Source organism: Celeribacter baekdonensis (assembly GCF_900102315.1).
Lineage (GTDB): Bacteria > Pseudomonadota > Alphaproteobacteria > Rhodobacterales > Rhodobacteraceae > Celeribacter > Celeribacter baekdonensis.
Window position 1 is genome coordinate 32,475 of record NZ_FNBL01000009.1, and the last position, 18,659, is coordinate 51,133.

Consider the following 18,659-nt stretch of genomic DNA (forward strand, 5'->3'; position numbering starts at 1 on the left):
GAAACTGCACAAAGCCATGTCGCGCGGGATGTTGATCCTTTACATCTTGTTCCTGCTGGTGCCGATCTACTGGCTGGTCAACATGAGCTTCAAGACCAACACAGAGATCCTGTCGGGCGTCTCCCTGTTGCCGCAAGACTTCACGTGGCACAACTACGGCGTTATCTTCTCTGACAGCACATGGTATATGGGCTACGTCAACTCGCTGATCTACGTGCTTTTGAACACGTTGATCTCGGTGACGGTGGCGTTGCCCGCAGCCTATGCGTTCAGCCGCTACAGCTTCATGGGCGACAAGCACCTGTTCTTTTGGCTGCTGACCAACCGTATGGCCCCTGCTGCGGTGTTTGCCCTGCCGTTTTTCCAGCTCTATTCCAGTGTCGGCCTGTTCGATACGCATATCGCGGTGGCGCTGGCGCATTGCCTGTTCAACATCCCCCTTGCGGTCTGGATTCTCGAAGGCTTCATGCGCGGCGTGCCCAAGGAAGTGGACGAAACCGCCTATATCGACGGTCACAGCTTTGGCGGCTTTTTCCTGAAGATTTTCATGCCGCTGATCGCCAGCGGGATCGGTGTCGCCGCGTTCTTTTGTTTCATGTTCTCCTGGGTCGATCTTCTGATCAGCCGCACGCTGACCTCGGTCAACGTCAAAACCATCGGCGTTGCCATGACGCGCACGTCCTCGGCCACCGGCCTTGATTATGGTGTGCTGGCCGCCGCCGGGGTTCTCACCATCATTCCGGGCGCCTTGGTGATCTGGTTTGTCCGCAACTACATCGCAAAGGGCTTTGCCCTGGGGAGGGTGTGATGCGCACGACCCGTTGGATCACGATTTATACCGTACTCGCCGCTGTCATGGGTGGCTCTCTTGGGGCGCTGATCCTTTCCGTCCCGCGCAGAAATGGCGCACTGGATTGGACCGGGCAAATGATCGCGGGCGGCTGGATGGCCTGGTCGTTCCCCGTGGCCCTGTTCTTTTGGACGATCGCCTGCTTGCTCATCCTGTTCACGGTGCTGGCGTTCAAGTTTCCCGAAACGCCACGCCTTGGCGCGCTGCGGATCGAAACGACACGCGGCGACCGGCTTTTCATCACTTTGCTCGGCTCGGCTTTTATCAATCTGGCCTGGCTGGGACTGAGCGACGCCGCTCAGTGGGGCGCAGTTGTCCCCTGCCTGATCTACGCCTTTGCGGTGTTCCGCTGGCTTTGATCCGGCCTGAACGGGTGTTGCGCGCCAAGTGCGGGCAATGCCGCCAAACCAACAAAATCTTCAGGGAGGAAGAAAATGAAATTCAACTTCAAATCCACCACAGCGGTGGTCGCGGCGCTGGCGTGTTTTGCAAGCCCGTCCTTCGCCGACATGGAGGCGGCAAAGGCATTCCTTGACGCTGAGATCGGCGATCTGTCTAGTCTCAGCCGTGCCGAACAAGAACAAGAGATGCAGTGGTTTATCGACGCCGCCGCACCTTTTGCTGGCATGGACATCAAGGTCGTGTCGGAAACCATCGACACCCACAGCTATGAATCCAAGGTCCTGGCCGAGGCGTTCACCAAGATCACCGGCATCCAGATCACCCATGACCTGATCGGTGAAGGCGATGTTGTTGAAAAGCTGCAAACTCAGATGCAGTCGGGCGAAAACATCTATGACGCCTATATCAACGACTCTGATCTGATCGGCACGCATTGGCGCTATCAACAAGCGCGTAGCCTGACCGACTGGATGGCGAACGAGGGCAAGGATGTCACCAACCCCGGTCTTGATCTGACCGATTTCATCGGCACCCAGTTCACCACCGGCCCTGATGGCGAGCTGTATCAACTGCCCGACCAACAGTTCGCGAACCTGTACTGGTTCCGCTACGATTGGTTCAATGACGACAAGAACAAGGCCGATTTCAAGGCGAAATACGGCTACGACCTGGGTGTTCCGGTCAATTGGGCCGCGTATGAGGACATCGCCGAATTCTTCACGGGTCGTGATCTGAGCCATATGGGTATCGAAGGCGAAATCTTCGGCAATATGGACTACGGCAAGAAAGACCCGAGCCTTGGCTGGCGCTACACCGATGCGTGGATGTCCATGGCGGGCATGGGCGATGTGGGTGAACCCAATGGCTTGCCGGTCGACGAATGGGGCATTCGTGTGAATGAACAGTCCCAGCCTGTCGGCGCCTGTATGACACGCGGCGGGGCGACCAACTCTCCTGCTGCGGTCTATGCCGTGGACAAGGCGATCAAATGGCTCAAGGACTATTCGCCGCCCTCAGCTCAAGGCATGACATTCTCTGAGGCGGGACCGGTCCCGGCGCAGGGCAATGTGGCGCAGCAGATGTTCTGGTACACCGCCTTTACTGCGGCGACCGTTCTACCTGACCTGCCCGTGATGAACGAGGATGGCACGCCGAAATGGCGCATGGCCCCTTCGCCGCACGGCGCCTACTGGGAAGACGGCATGAAGGTCGGTTATCAGGACGTGGGCTCCTGGACGCTGATGAAATCCACCCCTGTGGATCGCGCCAAGGCCGCGTGGCTCTATGCGCAGTTCGTCACCTCGAAAACCGTGGACGTGAAGAAAGCGCATGAGGGGCTGACCTTTATCCGCGAGTCCACGATCCAGCACCCGAGCTTCACCGAGCGCGCGCCCAAACTTGGCGGTCTGGTGGAATTCTACCGCTCGCCGGCCCGCATCCAGTGGTCGCCGACCGGCACCAACGTGCCTGACTATCCGAAGCTTGCACAGCTGTGGTGGCAGAACATCGGTGACGCCATGTCGGGGTCCAAATCCACGCAAGAGGCGCTCGACGGTCTTTGCAGCGATATGGAATCGGTCATGACCCGTATCGAACGCGCGGGCATTCAGGGCGACATCGGTCCCAAGATGAACCCCGAACAAGGTGCCGAGTATTGGCTGGAACAGCCGGGCGCACCCAAGCCCAAACTCGCGAACGAGCGTCAGGAACCCAAGACCGTCGCCTATGACGAGATGATCAAATCCTGGAGCAAATAACCCCTGCGGTCCGGCGGTCATGTGCCGCCGGGCCGGTCTACCCTGAAACCCGGTCGGCCGCTGTGGCACCGGAACCTTTTGGAGAAACTCAAATGACTGATCCCAAGCCCCATATCGGCGACCTCGTGGCTGAAATGCTTGCCAAGTCCGGTGTCGAATATGTCTTCGGTATGCCGGGCGGGCAAACCACGGCCCTGCATGACGGAATTTCCCGACGCCAAGACCGGATAAAACACATCCTGATGCGCGATGAACGCAATGCCGCCTATGCCGCCGACGGCTACGCCCGGATCACCGGCAAGCCCGGCGTTTGCGACGTGACAGTTGGACCCGGTTCCAACCTGTTGCCCGCCGGATTTTTTGAGGCACTGAACGCCTCTATCCCAATGCTGGGTATTATCGGGGAATTGCCGTTGGACTGGTTGCCGCTGAAGGAAAAGGGCATCGCCAGCCAAGGCTACGATCAGCTCTCCTTTTTCAAAACCTGTTCGAAAGAGGCGTTTTTGGTGCCCTCCATCGCCGCCCTGCCGGAACTGATCCGCACCTCGTTGCGTATCGCCACCGCACCGCGTCCCGGTCCTGTTGCCCTTATCATCCCTCACGACATCTTTGATGCCGATTGGGACATGGAAACCCTGCTGACCAATGTCGATGATCGCACCGTGCGCACGCCCTACCTGCGCTCAGTTGCGCCCCCCAGTGAAATCGACAAGGCGATTGCCCTGATCAAAAAGGCCAAGCGCCCGGCGATGGTCTGCGGTGGCGGCGTGCATGGCGCAGATGCCTGCGACGAGGTGACCGCATTCGCCGACCGTCTGGGCGCGCTGGTGGTCACCAGCCTGTCGGGCAAGGGGTCCGTGCCCGAAACCCGCGACTATGTGGCGGGCGTACTCAACCCGCTTGGGTCTAAGGCGGCGATTGATCTCGTCCCCGAGGCGGATTTGGTGATCTGGTGCGGGTCCAAGGTGAGCCAGAACACGGGCATGAACTGGTCTTTGCCCACACCAGAACAGGCCACCATAACCATCGACTTCGATCCGCTTGAACATGGCCGCACCTTCCGACCCACAGTGCCGCTTTTGGGCGATGTGCGCAGCATGGTTCAGGCGCTGGATGCCGCCCTTGGCGAAAGCCGCGCGGACGCCAACCCGGAGTGGATGGCCCGCATTGCCGAGGTCAAGGCCGAGTGCGACAAAGTTAAGGCGGCTGAAATGGCATCGGACCAAATTCCGGTTTTGCCACCGCGCGTCATGGCCGAACTCGACAAACGCTTGGGTGAAAAGGACATCGTGGTCTCGGATGCGTCCTTTTCGGCCGGGTGGATTTCTGGCTATCTGCCCGCCCGCCAAACCGGGCGAAAATTCGTCTTTGCCCGTGGGCAAGGGGGTCTTGGCTATTCGGTTCCCGGTGCCATCGGTGTTGCGTCGGTCATCGAAGAGGGCGGGCATGTTGTGACACTGGCTGGCGACGGTGCATTTTCCTACACCATTGGCGAACTGGCCACGCAGGCGCAGTACGACATGCCAATCATCAATATCGTGATCAACAACGGCACATTGGGCTGGATTCAGCTGTGGCAGGAAATCTTTTTCAAGAACCCGCAATCCTGCGCATTGGAAAAGCAGGGTTACGTTCCCGGATATGCGGCGGCGGCGGCAGGCCTTGGGTTGAAAGGCATCTATGTTGAAAAGCCCGACGACATCGGCAAGGCGCTGGACGAGGCCTTTGCCCATGACGGACCCTCGGTTGTTGAGGTGCGGATCGACGACCGCGCCACGCCGATCCATTCCTTCAAGCGCCGTATGCGTGAACCCGAAGACAAGCCACGCCCGCGGCCCGGCACGGTCTACAAGCTGCGCGAATGGAAGGTCTCTCCGGATCTGTAAGGATACTCCAGCGCCAGTTCAGAAAACCATGTCGCTTGACGCTATGGGGACGAAGGGCGGGGGATCTCCTCCGCCCTATGTGGATTGCGCCTGCGGACACGGCCCTCCTGACCTGATCGCGCATTTGCGGGTCTTTCTGGCACGATCGTGAGATTTTTTGGGGTGGCGGGCGTTGGAAGTCGGATTGAAAACACGCTAAACCTCTGACCAAGTCGCGCCTTTGGGTCTGCGGTTTGTCCTCGCACCAGTAAAAGGGTCAGCTGATGTTTAAGCGTTTGTTTCCTCGCCGTCGGTCGGTCGATGCGCCGCCCGTTCACCGCTTTGACGGTCTTCCGCCGAGGCCGGAGGAAAGTCTTGTGGTTGTCGGGGACATTCATGGTCAGTTGAAATGCTTGGATGCCATGATCGACATGCTGATGGAAAAAGCACCCTCCGCCCGTTGGGTGTTTGTCGGTGATTTCGTGGATCGGGGGGAGCAGAGCGCCGAGGTTTTGGAGCGGTTGCGCGGCCTTGAAGCGGCCCGCCCAAACACGGTTTTCATCATGGGCAACCACGAAGAAATGATGCTGTCCTTTTTGCAAGACCCGGAAAGCACGGGCAACCGATGGATGCGGCACGGTGGCTTGCAGACTATGGCCAGCTATGGTGCGTTTCGCCTGAGTGAACACAATGCTCCTGAGGCTTTGCGGCAGGCCAGAGATCAGCTTTTGGAGCTTCTGCCGGAGGGTTTGGAGGCATGGCTCAATGAGCGTCCGGGCCTGTTTCAAAGTGGGAATGTCGCGGTGGTTCACGCAGGCGCGGATCCGGCGAAGCCAATAACAGATCAAAAGACGCAGAGCCTCAGATGGGGGCATGTGCGATTTGGGCAGGTCCCGCGCCAAGATGGGCTTTGGGTCGTGCATGGCCACACCATTGTCGACATGCCGAAAGAGAGCAATGGTGTGATTTCAATCGACACAGGGGCCTATGCCACAGGGCGTTTGACGGCGGTTCACATCACCGAAAGCACCACCGAGTTCCTGCAAACACGCGGATAAACAGGCCCTGCGGTACGTTTTTGATCTTTCTTTTGAGACTCGGCGTAAGGCCGAAACGCTTTAAGGTAGGGTCAAGCGATGTGTCTCAGTCTTTGCTGCCGATTGATATGGTCGCCCGCTGATTTGCCTCCGAGCATCCGCATCACGGGAGGTGAGGGCGCAAATGATTATGCCAAGTATTTGATTTATTGAGAAAGTGTGTCTCTAACGGATCGCGGATTGAACGGGCGACGTCTTTTTGATGTCCGGTGTTTCAGCAATGCACTGCGCAGTATTTTGTTTATTTTTTGTAAAGTGGTATTTACAAAAAATAAAAAATAGGCTGTTCTCTCCTCATGAAACACAATAGCGCCACACACTCTCCGCCCCCGCCCTTGCGTTCCACCAGCAAGGAACGACTTGCTGTGTTGCAGGAACCGGATGTTTTGATTCTTGGCGGCGGAGTAAACGGTGTGGCCACGCTGCGCGATTTGGCGCTCAACGGGGTGTCCTGCGTGCTGATAGATGCGCATGATTTCTGTCAGGGCGCGAGCAGCGCATCAAGCCGCATGGCGCATGGTGGGCTACGCTATCTGGAGGGGCGCGAATTTCGACTTGTGGCGGAATCTGCCCGCGAACGAAACCGCCTGATCGCCCATGCCGGACATCTTGTGAAACCGCTGGAAATTGTCGTGCCGCTTGAGCATCTTTTGGGCGGCTTCGCCCGCGCAGTGCTGCGGTTTTTGGGCTTTACCCGCTTTGGGGGCCCGCTCTCCTTGGCGGCCTTGGAGGGCGCGCTGCGGCTTTACGAAGCCTTCGGTCGTCGCGAGCACCCGCTGCCAAATCATAAAACCGTGTTGCGCCGCGCCCATTTCCCGAAAGGCCTGCGCCCCCAAACCCGTGCCGTGGCGGCCTATTTTGACGGTCAGATCACCCAGCCCGAAGGGTTGATGTTTGAAATGCTCCGCGAGGCCATGGGGCAGGGGCCACGGGTTGCGGCGCTCAATCATGTGAACTGGCACAAAGACGGGGACATGATCATCATCACGGATCGGTTTGATGCCACGCAATACCGTATGACCCCAAAGGTGATCGTGAACGCCACCGGCGCATGGATCGACGATGTGAACGCCAAACTTGGTGGCAAGACGCAGTATCTGCGCGGCGTCAAAGGCGCGCATTTGGTGTTGGATCACTCCGCACTGCATCAGCGCATGGCTGGGCGCGCCTTTTATTTTGACGACGGCACCGGGCGGATGATCATCACGCTGCCTGTAGGTGAAAACATCCTCGTCGGGACCACAGAAGTGGAGACCAAGGATGCAGAAGACCGCGCCATTTCAGAGACCGAGATTGCCTATCTTCTGCGCGCCATTGACGGGCTTTTCACCGACATTTCGGTGGATCGGAGCCATATCGTGTCGATGACAACCGGCATTCGTCCCCTGCGCGATGGTGGCGGATCGGCCACCAGTGCGGCGCGTGATCATGCGCTTGAAGAGGATCGTTTTCCCGGCTGTGCGGTTCCGGTTTTGTCACTTGTGGGTGGCAAATGGACGACCTTTCGGGCCTTTGGCGAAGAGGCCGCGGATCGTGTGCTGAAACGGCTTGGCCGGACCCGCACCATGTCCACCGCGCAGCGCACCTATCCCGGTGCCGCGCCTTTCGCGCGCAATGCTCTGACGGTTCCAAAGGAGATCGCCACACGTCTGGTCGCCCGCTATGGCGCTTTGGCCCAAGAGGTCGCGCCGCTTTGTGTGGGGCCGGGAAGCATGGCTTTGGCCGGGGCACCGAGCTATTGCCGGGGTGAAATCATCTGGGCCATTCGTGCCCGCGCCGCTTGTTGCATCGAAGATTTGGTGCTGCGGCGGACCCAACTGAGCCTGGGTCATGGGTTACAGCGCGAGACACTTTATGACCTCGCCGAAATTTTGGCACAGGAAGCGGGCCGCGATCCCAAAGACTTGGCTGCGGAGATCGCCGCCGTGTTGGAGGACCCGCGCCTGATGGGAACGCGCGCCCAGCTTCAGGAGAATGTCGCATGAGCGGTGAAATCCTCATTTCAATCGACGCAGGCGGCACGGCGGTCAAGGTCGTGGCCTATGATCTGATGGGCGCCGAGATTGCCATTGAAACCGCGGATGTGCCCACGGATCACCACCCGGATGGGCGGGTCGAGCGCGAGGTCGAGGCCTTTTGGGCCGGCACCACGTCGGCGTTGCGGCGGCTTACGGCGCATTGCGCCGGGCGCGAGATTCTCGCCGTCGGCTGCACCGGATTTGGCAATGGCATTTTCCTCTTGGACGAGGAGGGGCGTGGCACACGTCCGGGCATCGTGTCTGTCGATCACCGCGCCCAACCTTTGGTGGAGGAACTGGCCGCCTCCGGGCGCGCCACTGAAATTTCCGCACAGACCGGGCACAGGTTGTGGGGTGGTCAAACCTTGATGCAGCTGGCGTATTTGGCACGGACCGAACCCGAGGTCATGACGCGCACGCGGTGGGCTTTGGCCTGTAAAGACGTGATCCGGTTCCGCCTGACCGGGGAGGCTTTGAGCGACCCGACGGAGGCCAGTGGCGGCGGGTTGATGGACGTGGCTACGGGGACCTATGCGCAGCCTGTCTTTGAGGAACTCGGGCTTGCGCCTCATGCGCATCTTTTGCCGCCCATCGTGGCCAGCGACGGCGTGGCCGGGCGGGTGTCGCGCCGGGCCGCTGAGGAAACCGGGCTGCCCGAGGGCACGCCGGTGGCGGGGTCGATGATGGATGTGGCTGCCAGCTCTCTGGGCGCAGGAGCCGTGGATGCGCCAATTTTGACAATGATTGCCGGGACTTGGTCGATCAACAGTCTGGAAAGCGGTCCCCCAAAAGGCACAGACACGCCGATCCTGAACATGCTTTATCGCGGCGGGAATCGTCGATTGATTGCCGAGGGTAGCCCCTGTTCCGCCGCCAATCTGGGTTGGTTTCTGGATCACGCCATGGGCGGGCGCGTGTCCGTGGCCGAGGCCAATAGATTGGTTGCCAACAGCCCGGTTGAAACCCGGCGTTGTCAGTTTTTGCCCTATGTTTTCGGTCCAGACCCGCTGCGTGGGACCTTTGTCGATCTGGGCGCGAGCGATGATTTGGGGACAATGCTACGGGCGATCTTTGAAGGGGTGGTGTTTCAGGCGCGGCGTCACGCGGAGGATGTCGTCAGGGTTGCAGGTCAGCCGTTTCCAGAGACGATCCGCCTTGCGGGCGGCGCGTCGAAATCACCGGTCTGGGCACAGGTGTTTGCCGATGTCTGCCAACGCAACGTGGAGGCGGTGCGCGCCTCTGAAGTGGGCGCATTGGGCGCGGCGATCTGTGCCGCTGTCGCCTGTGGCGCTTATGCCGATTTGGCCGAAGCCGCGGCGCAGATGACAGGAGTGGCCCACACACACCGACCCGATCCGGCATTGGGGGCGTTTTACGAAAAGAGGTTTCACAGTTTTTGCAGGCTCGATCATGGGCTGGCAGCGCTGTTGGAGGAGGAGAACCCGTAACCGGGTCAGACGTTCAAAAAAACACCAGGGAGGAAAGAAAATGCGAAAGACACATCTTTTGTTTGGAACGGCGCTCTGTGCGCTGGCCACACAAGGCTATGCGCAGGATGCTATGGCCTGTAAAGGCACATTGCCCGCGCTCAATGTGATTGCTCAGGGGATGCCTGCAGTCACCGCACTTGATGCGCATCTGTCTGAATTCAATGATAAATGGGGCACTGAGGTCAAAATCACCATGCTCGGTGAAAACGAGCGGCGCGCCAAAGCGCGCTTGGATGCCTCGACCGGGGCGGGATCTTATCAGGTGGTCTATATCGACGAGGCCAACTTGGCCGAATATGTCTCGGCCGATTGGATTTATCCGCTCGCCGATGTGGTGCCCGAAAGCTACGATTTGGCCGATTTCCGCACCGATCTGAGCAATGTCGCCACGGTCGACGGCGTGCAATATTTCGCGCCTTTCGTGGGCGGTGGCGACGTCATGATGTACCGCAAAGACCTGTTAGAGGCCAAAGGCATTGCCGTGCCGACAACACTTGATGAGCTGGTTGCGGCGGTCAAGGCGCTCAACGATCCTGAGGGGGGAGTCTACGGTTGGTCGGCACGCGGGCAACGCGGTTCTGGCATGAATGTGTGGCGCTGGACGCCGTTTTTCCGGGCCGAAGGTGGCGAATGGCTTGACGGTGATATGCCTGCGTTCAACTCTGCGGCAGGCGTGAAAGCGACCGAGGTTTACATGGATATGATGCAATCCTCACCTCCCGGCGTGGCGACGTTCAACTGGTCCGATTCCGTTGAGGCGTTTCGTGGGGGTCAGGTGGCGATCTTGATCGAATCCGATGTGTTTGGCCCATGGATGGAAGACCCGGAAAAGTCGTCCATCGTTGGCAAAGTCGGCTACGCACCGCCGCCTGATCCGCTGCCATCGGCAGGCTGGTCGCATGGCTGGGCCGTGTCGAAATCCGGCGCTGCGGAAGACTGTGCCAAAACAATCGCGGGCGATTTTGTCGGCTGGGCCACTTCGAAAGAGATGGAACAAAACCGGCTTGCTGCCGGGATTGCCTCCGACATTGGCCGTGTGTCTACCTTGCAAAGCGATGGGTTCAAAGCCCTCGTGCCGCAAGAGTACATTGATGCGCTTTTGGACACGGGTCCGAAAACCAGCCTGTTGATCATGGCAAGCCCGGTGTGGCCGGAAATCGGTGATACGCTTGGCCTGACGCTTGAGGAACTCTTTGCGGGCACCCGTGACGATGTTCAGGCGGCCTTGGATGAAGCTGCGTTTTTCGCCGAAGAAAGCCTGATGCGCGTCAAATAACGCCGTCTCTTGCCGCCGCGCAGATATGATCTATGCGGCGGCTCCCTTTTCTCCAAAAGCGTTTCGACATGATGTTGAGAGACGGATCAATGTCGCAACGCGCGAAACGCTCTAAAGGACATGTCATGACCCGAAAAAGGTTCGTCATCCTGTCGCTCGTGCCCGCCATCGGCCTTTTGGCCACGCTGGCACTGGTCTCGATTGCCGGGGCGGTGTGGTTCGCGCTTATGAACCGCACATTGCGCTCGCCCGATTACGACTTTGTCGGCGCCTATAACTTTTTGCGTCTGTTGCGCGATCACCGGTTTTTCAATGCACTGGAAATCTCCGCGATTTGGGAGCTGGTGACAGTGACCGGCACGCTGGTTGTGGCGGTGCTTTTGGCCGTGTTGATTTATGAGACGGTGAAAAAGCCGCTTTGGCGCAATTTGATCTGTTTCGCCTTCCTTGTGCCGGTGCTTTTGCCGCGCGTGGCGGCGGCGTTCATCTGGCGTTTTCTCTATTCCCCGTCCTTGGGGGCGATCAATTATCTGTTGGGGTTGGTGGGCATTGGCCCGGTGGAATTCCTGGCCGATCCGTCCTTGGCGCTCATTTCTGTGGCCATCGTCGACATTTGGCAATGGGGACTGTTTTTCACCGTCATCCTGCTCAAGCTGATGGAAACTTTACCAAAAGATCCGGTCGAAGCCGCCAAGCTCGACAATGCGCGCACATGGGAAATCCATGCCTATATCACCCTGCCGATGCTCAAAGGTCCGCTGATCAGTCTGGCACTTGTGAAAGCGGTCGAAAGCCTGCGCTCCTTTGATCTGATCTTTGTGATGACGGGCGGCGGACCCGGTACGGCGACCGAGACACTGGATCTTTATGCCTATCAAATGGGGATCAATATGGGCGGTCGGATTTCCTATGCCTCGGCCATGTCCATCCTGTTGCTGATCGTGACGACAGTGGTCTTTACCATCATCTGGAAAGCGGGGAAAAAATGGGCAAACTGATTTCCACCACTCTGACACGGGCCCTGCTGGCGCTGTTGATCATCGTTGCCTTGGGGCCGATCCTTTGGACCGTTTTGGGCGCGTTCAAAGAGTTGCGTGACATCGTGACCCCGGTGCCAAAGCTGATCTTTGAACCGACCTTGGACAATTTCGCCACCATCCTGCGCAACCCGACCATCCGGGACGGGCTGATGCATTCGGTGATCGTGGTCTCGGCCTCTGTGTTGATCGGTGCAGTGCTTGGCATTCCGGCGGCGCATACGTTGGCGCGCCATGCCCGGCGCTGGGGCGATGATGTGCAATTCTTTGTGCTCTCATTGCGCTTCATGCCGCCCGTCGCCATCGCGATCCCGTTCATCGTGATCTACCTTGACCTTGGCATCTATGACACGCTGTTTGGCCTCATCTTGGTCTATCTGATCACCACGATCTCGACCGTGATCTGGCTTGCCGTGCCCGCATTCGAGCGTGTGCCGCATGACATCGAAGAAGCCGCCGCCATGGAAGGCTGTGGTCCGGCTGAAGTGTTTTGGCGCTTTTCCTTGCCGTTGGCCGCGCCCTCACTGTTTGGCGCGCTGGTGTTCACCTTTGTGTTGGTCTGGAATGAGCTGTTGCTGGCGCTCACCTTGGCCGCGCAAAACGCCACGCTTCCGGTGGTGGCCGCCTCGATCACATCGCTTGGCAAAGAAGTTCCGTGGGGCGTGATCAACGCCGCGACCGTTCTTCTTGTTTTGCCTCCCCTCGTATTCATCGGCCTGCTCATGGGTCTGCTCAACACCATGGTCCGCAGCGGCCCGAAATAGGACACTTCAATGGCACATATCCACTGTACCGACATCGTAAAATCCTATGGCGCTCATCCCGTCATCAGCGGTCTCAACCTTGATATCCCGAACCATGAATTTGTGGTCTTTCTCGGCCCCTCCGGCTGTGGCAAATCCACCATGTTGCGGATGATTGCGGGGTTGGAGGAGGTCACCGGCGGGCGGATTGAAATCGGTGGCACCGATGTCACCGACCTGCCGCCGGGTGAGCGCGGTGTGGCGATGGTGTTTCAAAGCTACGCGCTTTATCCGCATATGAGCGTGGCCGACAACATCACCTTTGGCCTGCGTCGTCAGGGCGTGTCCAAGGCCGACATCGCCCCGCGTCTCAAACAGGTGGCGGAGGTTTTGGGGCTTGAAAACTTCCTGGACCGGCGGCCCAAAAACCTATCGGGTGGGCAACAACAACGGGTCGCCATGGCCCGCGCCATGATCAAAACGCCAAAGGTGTTTTTGTTCGACGAACCGTTGTCCAACCTCGACGCCAAGCTGCGCGAGAAATTGCGGACCGAAATTCGCCGGATGCATCTCAAGCTCAAAACCACGACGATCTTTGTGACCCATGATCAGCTTGAGGCCATGACCATTGCTGACCGCATCGTGTTGATGCGCGACGGGATGATCGAACAAATGGGCACGCCGGACGAGATTTTCGAACGGCCCGCCTCGCGCTTTGTCGCGGATTTTATCGGCACACCGGCGATGAATTTTATCACCGCACAGCTCGAACCGGGGCTGATTGCACACTCTGGCAGCATCCGCTTGCAGTTGTCTGAGGTGGAGTTCCCAAGCCTGAAACCGGGCCAGGAGGTCGAACTGGGTTTGCGCCCTGCGCGCATGGACCTCTGTGAGCCGGGCAGTGCCAATGCGCTCACCGGCGAGGTGGTGTTGGTCGAAAATATGGGCGCTGAAGGTCAGGTGATCACAGAGGTGGACGGTGCGGAAATTTCCTTTGTCACCCAAGGGTTCCGCGATCTGTCGATCGGCGACACCGTCCATTTCACCATTCGCCCCGAACATATCCACGTTTTTGACCCGAAAACAGGCCGCAGCCTGCGCAAGGACTGATTTAATGACGACGACACGCTACAGTGAAAAATTGGCCCGCCTACGCGCAGGCATGGGCCGCAAAGGCGATTACATGATCGCGGATGCCAAGGACGCCGATGTCACCGGCGGGGTGCCCGCCACCGGGCCGCGCCGCGATGCGAGCGGGAAAATCGTTGGCGCGCGCACCCGGCCCGAATTCCTTGATCAAATCCGCAAGGTGATTGATCAGGATGTGGTCGATATCATGCTGACCTCGGCGGGGAACATGGATATTTTGGCGACCAGCGGCGCCTTTGACGGGCGGGCCATTCAACCGGCGTTTCGCGCCAATGAAACCACCTGTGTCTGGGCCAATGTGCGCCACGCGGGCTATGCCCAAACGCCATCGCGCCCGTATCGGGGGGCCGATCTGGCCTTTGCTCCGGCGAATTTGTGTCTCTATTCGCTGACCTTCAACAATGACACCGAAGCGGATGCGCGCGCTTTGGAGGCCTATGCCGCCTTTCGCCGGGACGCCCGCGCGGCGGGTGTGGCGCATTTTCTTGAGGTGTTTAACCCCAATGTACCGGATGCGGTGGGGGAGGTTGAGGTCGGGGCCTATGCCACCGATTGCATCATTCGCCTGTTGTCGAGCCTGACCTCCACTGAGCGGCCCGAGTTTTTGAAAGTCGCCTATAATGGCCCGAAAGCGATGGAAGAGCTGGCCGCGCATGATCCCTCTATGGTGGTTGGCGTGTTGGGTGGGGCGGGCGCGACCCATCGCGATACCTTTGAGTTGATTGCACAGTCCGAACGCTTTGGTGCGCGATTGGCGCTGTTTGGGCGCAAGATCAATCAGGCCGAAGATCAATGTTGCCTGATCCAATGGATGCGCGGTGTTGCCGATGGCGAGGTCTCGGCTGAGGAGGCGGTCAAGGGCTATCACGGCGATTTGGAAACGCTGGGGCTTCGGCCAGATCGTCCCTTGGCTGACGACATTCAGATCACGGCGGATGTGTTGCGCTTTGACGCCGCCGCTCTGTCCGTCTAATTTGCGCCGATCCGCAATTTTCGCAGGAGCACGCCCCTATGGCCCGCGCCAATCATCCCTCTGATCGCACCGTCGCCGAAACGGCTTGGCTCTATTATATCAAAGGGCTCAATCAGGGCGAAATCGCCAAGAAAATGAACCTGTCGCGCCCCACGGTCGTGACCTATCTGCGGCTGGCGCGGGAGCGGCAGATTGTGGGGGTCAAAATTTCCGGGATGCATTTTCGGGTCAATGAATTGGCCGATGCGCTCTGTGAAAAATTTGGTCTTGAGAGTGCCTTCGTGGTGCCCGAAGAAATCAACGCAGCTGAGACGATGCAGCAGGTCTGCGAAGCGACGGCGCAGTTTTTGCCGGATTTTGTCGCGCCGGGTGATACGCTTGGCGTGAGCTGGGGTCAAACCGTGTCCTTTGTCTCCGAGCGCGTGCCATGGTGGCCGATCCAAAATCTGGTGGTACGTCAACTCATCGGCTCCTTGGCCAACCCGCTTTTGCCGACCTGTGAAAGCTGTACCACAGAGATCGCACGTAGGCTTTCGGCGCAATGTATCAACCTCAACGCCCCTGCGGTCTGTTCGGAGGCTGGATTGGCCGAAAGACTGCGCGCCGAGCCGATCATTGCCGAACAACTGACCCACCTGAAAGACTGTAACAAAGCGATTTACTCGCTCAGCCCCTGCACCGAAGACACCCATGTGGTGCAGTTCAACATCGCCACAAAGACCGACATCGCCGATTATGTTGCCAAAGGCGCGGTTGGGATCATTGCGGGGCGGTTTATCGACGCGGAGGGCGCGCCGGTTTTGGGCGATCTGGACCGGCGTATGATCGGCGCGGATCAGGAGGCGTTGCGCAATATGTCAGGGCTTTTGGTGGTCAGCGGATTGAACAAACATGCCGCTACACATGCCGCGCTGCGTGGGGGGTATGTGACCCATGCGGTGCTGGATCTGGCACTGGCTGAGGCGCTTGTGAACGATGCGCCGAGTGCATGATGAAGGGGCGCGAGCAAGAATGCCCGCGCCCGTTTGATCACTCGGGGGCTTTGACAAGGATCTTGACGTGGGACTTTTCGGCCACGAGCGCCTCGAATCCTTCCGGCACGATGTCCTCAATCGCGATCCGTTTTGTGACCAGTTTATCGGCGTTGAAATAGCCTTGGGTCATCAATTCCATCACCGCCGGATAGACATTGCGGTACGCGATGGTGCCAAGCAGTTGCCGTTCTTTGAGCACCACGGTGTTGGGGTGAAACGCCGCCTCCTTTTCCCAGATCGAGACAATCAAGGTCTGTCCTTCGTGGCGCGTGGCGTCGATGCATTGTGGCAAAACCTGCGGCACGCCCGTCACTTCAAAAGCGACATGAACCCCGCCCGTTGCCGCGCGGATTGCGGTGACGGCGTCCGCCGATGTCGGGTCGATGGCTGAGGTTGCGCCGAGTTCCAGCGCCTTCTTGCGACGCACATCTGAGGGTTCAACCACATGGATTTGCGACGCCCCGGCGACACGCAGCGCTTCGACCACCAAAAGCCCGATGGGCCCCGCGCCAAACACCGCTGCCGTATCACCGGCTTTGATTTTGGACATGCGCACGGCATGCAGCGCCACGGCGGCCGGTTCAACCAGCGCGCCTTGTTCCATCGACAGAGTGTCGGGCATTTTGTGAATCATCCGCGCGGGCACCACGGAATAGGCGGCAAACCCACCGTGACCGCCGGAGAGGCCAACAAAGCCCAAGCTGTCGCAGAGATTGTATTTGCCTTCCAAACAGGCGGGGCAGTCGCCACAGGCAAAGATCGGTTCGATGGCCACGCGGTCGCCTTTGGCCACATGGGTGACATTTTCACCGACCTCGGTCACCACGCCGCTGTATTCATGGCCCATCGTGATCGGGGCCTGATCGTGGCTGAGCGGGTGATCTTCGCCCACGGGGACAAAGATCGGTCCGGCGAGATATTCATGCAGATCACTGCCACAGATGCCGGTCCAGGCGACCTTGACCTTAACGTCGCCGGGGCCGGGGGTTGGCTCTGCCACCTCTTCAACCCGGATGTCTTTAACGCCATACCAACGCGCTGCTTTCATAGTCTGTCTCCATATATACAAAGGGTGCGCCCGGACGGGGAGAGTCCGGGCGCGGGGAGGCATCACGACAGGTGATGCACCGGCTGAAGGCCGTAGACCGGGGTCTCAAGGCCCTCCATCCGCGCTTTCAGTTGCAGCGCGAGATAAAGCGAATAGTGCCGCGATTGGTGAAGGTTGCCGCCGTGGAACCACAGGTTCTCCTGCTGCGTCGGCTTCCACATGTTGCGCTGTTCGCCTTCCCACGGACCGGGGTCTTTGGTGGTGTCAGACCCAAGGCCCCAGACCTTGCCCACCTTATCGGCCACCTCTTGGCTGATCAGATCGGCGGCCCAGCCATTCATTGACCCAAAACCCGTGGCCATGACCACAAGATCGGCCTCAAGCCGGGTGCCATCGCTCAGCACCACGGCGTCTTCTTCGAAGTGATCGACCTGACCTTGGACAAGCTTGACCTCGCCGTCGATGATCAGTTGGCTGGCACCCACGTCGATGTAATAACCCGACCCCCGCCGCAGGTATTTCAGGAACAGGCCAGAACCGTCGTCGCCCCAATCCAGTTGAAATCCTGCCTTCTCCAGCCCAGCGTAGAATTCGGCATCGCGCTCGCGCATCTGGTCATAGAGCGGGATTTGGAAGTCGTGCATGATCTTGTAGGGCAGGGAGGCGAAAATCATATCCGCCTTCTCGGTCGTGACGCCGTTGGCCAGAGCCTCTTCGGAATAGAGCCCGCCAAGGCCGATTTCCATCAAACTGTCGGAACGCACGATATGGGTCGAGGACCGCTGTACCATGGTCACATCGGCCTCGGCCTCCCAAAGCGCGGCGCAGATGTCATGGGCGGAGTTGTTGGACCCGACCACGACGACCTTTTTGCCGGTCCAGTCATCCGGGCCTTTGTGTTGGGACGAATGTTGAATCTCGCCCTTAAAGCTGTCCATGCCGGGAAAATGAGGCACGTTCGGCTTGCCTGACATACCGGTGGCCAGCACAAGCTGTGTCGGTTTCAGAATGACGGTTTCGCCATCGCGATTGACCTCGACCGTCCATGTTCCGGCGCTCTCATCATAGGTGGCTTTGACCACTTCGGAACGGGTCCAATAGTTGATCTCCATGACTTTCGTGTACATCTCAAGCCAATCACCGACCTTGTCTTTCGGCGTGAACACCGGCCAGTTGTCGGGGAATTTGATGTAAGGCAGGTGATCGTACCAGATCGGATCATGCAAGCAGAGCGATTTGTAGCGCGAGCGCCATTGGTCGCCGGGGCGGTCGTGTTTGTCCAAAACGATGGTTGGGACGCCAAGCTGACGCAACCGCGCGCCCAAGGCGATGCCGCCCTGCCCGCCACCGATGATCACCGTGTAGGGTTGGGTGTCATAGCCAAGCGAGGCCTCCTCCGCCTCGCGCCGCTCTTTCCAGCTCAGGCGGTTTTTCTGCGCGCCGTGTTCCGCCCCCATCGGACGGGCTTTGCCGCGGTTTTCCTCAAAGCCTTTGAGTTCCTGCAAAGCGGTCAGCAAGGTCCAGATCCGGTCGTCTTTCAGCCGCATCAGACCCCAGCCCCGCCCAGCCTTGGTCTCAAATGTCACCCAAGCTGTCGTTACACCGTCCTCCTCGACCGGGAGTTCGCCGTCTTGCAGACGGAACGTATTGGGCTGTGTTTTATCCAATTGGTGCAGCAACATTTCCCCCACAGCCTCCTGACCCTCAACCGTCTTAAGGTTCCAGGTCACGGCGACCAAATCGCGCCAATAGCTGTCGGTGGTAAAAAGTGCCGTGGCCGCTTTGATGTCGCTTTCCTCCAAAGCGGCATTCAATCGGTCCAGCACGTCCTGCGTGCGGGTCGTCACGGTTGAATCAAGCATCACATCTCCTCCTAAGTGCGTTTCTTGTGAGAGGAGTATTTCAGGAGGGCTTTGGCGT

The 18,659-nt window shown here is 59.0% G+C and carries 15 protein-coding genes; 13 read left to right on the forward strand and 2 right to left on the reverse strand.

The features are described 5' to 3' along the window. Positions 1 to 16: 16 nt before the first annotated feature. From BLT54_RS14815 to BLT54_RS14875, 13 genes are all read left to right on the forward strand, one after another. Positions 17 to 808, forward strand: a complete 792-nt coding sequence (locus BLT54_RS14815) for a carbohydrate ABC transporter permease (protein WP_074646166.1) — start codon at positions 17 to 19, stop codon at positions 806 to 808. Positions 809 to 927: 119 nt separating this feature from the next. Beyond that, positions 928 to 1,209 (forward strand): DUF2160 domain-containing protein, encoded by a 282-nt coding sequence (locus tag BLT54_RS14820; protein ID WP_074646167.1) that lies wholly within the window; start codon positions 928 to 930, stop codon positions 1,207 to 1,209. A gap of 75 nt (positions 1,210 to 1,284) precedes the next feature. After that, positions 1,285 to 3,009 (forward strand): ABC transporter substrate-binding protein, encoded by a 1,725-nt coding sequence (locus BLT54_RS14825; RefSeq protein ID WP_074646075.1) that lies wholly within the window; start codon positions 1,285 to 1,287, stop codon positions 3,007 to 3,009. 92 nt (positions 3,010 to 3,101) lie between these two features. Next, positions 3,102 to 4,895, forward strand: coding sequence for a thiamine pyrophosphate-binding protein (locus tag BLT54_RS14830; protein WP_074646076.1), 1,794 nt, complete (start codon positions 3,102 to 3,104; stop codon positions 4,893 to 4,895). A 263-nt stretch (positions 4,896 to 5,158) separates the two neighbouring features. Then, positions 5,159 to 5,932 (forward strand): metallophosphoesterase family protein, encoded by a 774-nt coding sequence (locus BLT54_RS14835; RefSeq protein ID WP_074646077.1) that lies wholly within the window; start codon positions 5,159 to 5,161, stop codon positions 5,930 to 5,932. A gap of 404 nt (positions 5,933 to 6,336) precedes the next feature. Continuing rightward, complete coding sequence (locus BLT54_RS14840) at positions 6,337 to 7,956, forward strand: glycerol-3-phosphate dehydrogenase/oxidase (RefSeq protein WP_074646078.1); 1,620 nt, start codon at positions 6,337 to 6,339, stop codon at positions 7,954 to 7,956. Then, on the forward strand, positions 7,953 to 9,437 hold the full coding sequence (locus BLT54_RS14845) for an FGGY-family carbohydrate kinase (protein ID WP_074646079.1): 1,485 nt from the start codon (positions 7,953 to 7,955) through the stop codon (positions 9,435 to 9,437). Before BLT54_RS14840 ends, BLT54_RS14845 begins: the two co-directional genes overlap by 4 nt. Positions 9,438 to 9,477: 40 nt before the next feature. After that, on the forward strand, positions 9,478 to 10,755 hold the full coding sequence (locus BLT54_RS14850) for an ABC transporter substrate-binding protein (protein ID WP_074646080.1): 1,278 nt from the start codon (positions 9,478 to 9,480) through the stop codon (positions 10,753 to 10,755). A 125-nt stretch (positions 10,756 to 10,880) separates the two neighbouring features. Continuing rightward, positions 10,881 to 11,753 carry a carbohydrate ABC transporter permease gene (locus tag BLT54_RS14855; protein ID WP_074646081.1) on the forward strand — a complete coding sequence of 291 codons (873 nt, stop codon included), beginning with the start codon at positions 10,881 to 10,883 and terminating at the stop codon, positions 11,751 to 11,753. Next, positions 11,741 to 12,556 carry a carbohydrate ABC transporter permease gene (locus tag BLT54_RS14860; protein ID WP_074646082.1) on the forward strand — a complete coding sequence of 272 codons (816 nt, stop codon included), beginning with the start codon at positions 11,741 to 11,743 and terminating at the stop codon, positions 12,554 to 12,556. Before BLT54_RS14855 ends, BLT54_RS14860 begins: the two co-directional genes overlap by 13 nt. Before the next feature lie 9 nt (positions 12,557 to 12,565). Next, on the forward strand, positions 12,566 to 13,645 hold the full coding sequence (locus BLT54_RS14865; RefSeq protein ID WP_074646083.1) for an ABC transporter ATP-binding protein: 1,080 nt from the start codon (positions 12,566 to 12,568) through the stop codon (positions 13,643 to 13,645). A gap of 4 nt (positions 13,646 to 13,649) precedes the next feature. Beyond that, positions 13,650 to 14,657, forward strand: a complete 1,008-nt coding sequence (locus BLT54_RS14870; RefSeq protein ID WP_074646084.1) for a hypothetical protein — start codon at positions 13,650 to 13,652, stop codon at positions 14,655 to 14,657. A 38-nt stretch (positions 14,658 to 14,695) separates the two neighbouring features. Next, the gene (locus tag BLT54_RS14875; protein ID WP_074646085.1) at positions 14,696 to 15,649 is read left to right on the forward strand and encodes a sugar-binding transcriptional regulator; all 954 of its coding nucleotides are present in this window, start codon (positions 14,696 to 14,698) and stop codon (positions 15,647 to 15,649) included. 37 nt (positions 15,650 to 15,686) lie between these two features. Here the strand turns inward: BLT54_RS14875 and BLT54_RS14880 are convergent, their stop codons facing one another. Together BLT54_RS14880 and BLT54_RS14885 are read right to left on the reverse strand one after the other, a co-directional pair. Beyond that, positions 15,687 to 16,739, reverse strand: a complete 1,053-nt coding sequence (locus tag BLT54_RS14880; RefSeq protein WP_074646086.1) for a 2,3-butanediol dehydrogenase — start codon at positions 16,737 to 16,739, stop codon at positions 15,687 to 15,689. 62 nt (positions 16,740 to 16,801) lie between these two features. Then, positions 16,802 to 18,601, reverse strand: coding sequence for an NAD(P)/FAD-dependent oxidoreductase (locus tag BLT54_RS14885; RefSeq protein WP_074646087.1), 1,800 nt, complete (start codon positions 18,599 to 18,601; stop codon positions 16,802 to 16,804). Positions 18,602 to 18,659: the final 58 nt, after the last annotated feature.

What these genes read in the sequence shown, in the direction of transcription:
- BLT54_RS14825 (WP_074646075.1), top strand. Translation starts at nt 1,285, where the DNA reads ATGAAATTCAACTTCAAATCCACCACAGCGGTGGTCGCGGCGCTGGCG.
- BLT54_RS14865 (WP_074646083.1), top strand. Translation starts at nt 12,566, where the DNA reads ATGGCACATATCCACTGTACCGACATCGTAAAATCCTATGGCGCTCAT.
- BLT54_RS14815 (WP_074646166.1), top strand. Translation starts at nt 17, where the DNA reads ATGTCGCGCGGGATGTTGATCCTTTACATCTTGTTCCTGCTGGTGCCG.
- BLT54_RS14875 (WP_074646085.1), top strand. Translation starts at nt 14,696, where the DNA reads ATGGCCCGCGCCAATCATCCCTCTGATCGCACCGTCGCCGAAACGGCT.
- BLT54_RS14845 (WP_074646079.1), top strand. Translation starts at nt 7,953, where the DNA reads ATGAGCGGTGAAATCCTCATTTCAATCGACGCAGGCGGCACGGCGGTC.
- BLT54_RS14850 (WP_074646080.1), top strand. Translation starts at nt 9,478, where the DNA reads ATGCGAAAGACACATCTTTTGTTTGGAACGGCGCTCTGTGCGCTGGCC.
- BLT54_RS14855 (WP_074646081.1), top strand. Translation starts at nt 10,881, where the DNA reads ATGACCCGAAAAAGGTTCGTCATCCTGTCGCTCGTGCCCGCCATCGGC.
- BLT54_RS14835 (WP_074646077.1), top strand. Translation starts at nt 5,159, where the DNA reads ATGTTTAAGCGTTTGTTTCCTCGCCGTCGGTCGGTCGATGCGCCGCCC.
- BLT54_RS14860 (WP_074646082.1), top strand. Translation starts at nt 11,741, where the DNA reads ATGGGCAAACTGATTTCCACCACTCTGACACGGGCCCTGCTGGCGCTG.
- BLT54_RS14820 (WP_074646167.1), top strand. Translation starts at nt 928, where the DNA reads ATGATCGCGGGCGGCTGGATGGCCTGGTCGTTCCCCGTGGCCCTGTTC.
- BLT54_RS14885 (WP_074646087.1), bottom strand. Translation starts at nt 18,601, where the DNA reads ATGCTTGATTCAACCGTGACGACCCGCACGCAGGACGTGCTGGACCGA.
- BLT54_RS14870 (WP_074646084.1), top strand. Translation starts at nt 13,650, where the DNA reads ATGACGACGACACGCTACAGTGAAAAATTGGCCCGCCTACGCGCAGGC.
- BLT54_RS14830 (WP_074646076.1), top strand. Translation starts at nt 3,102, where the DNA reads ATGACTGATCCCAAGCCCCATATCGGCGACCTCGTGGCTGAAATGCTT.
- BLT54_RS14880 (WP_074646086.1), bottom strand. Translation starts at nt 16,739, where the DNA reads ATGAAAGCAGCGCGTTGGTATGGCGTTAAAGACATCCGGGTTGAAGAG.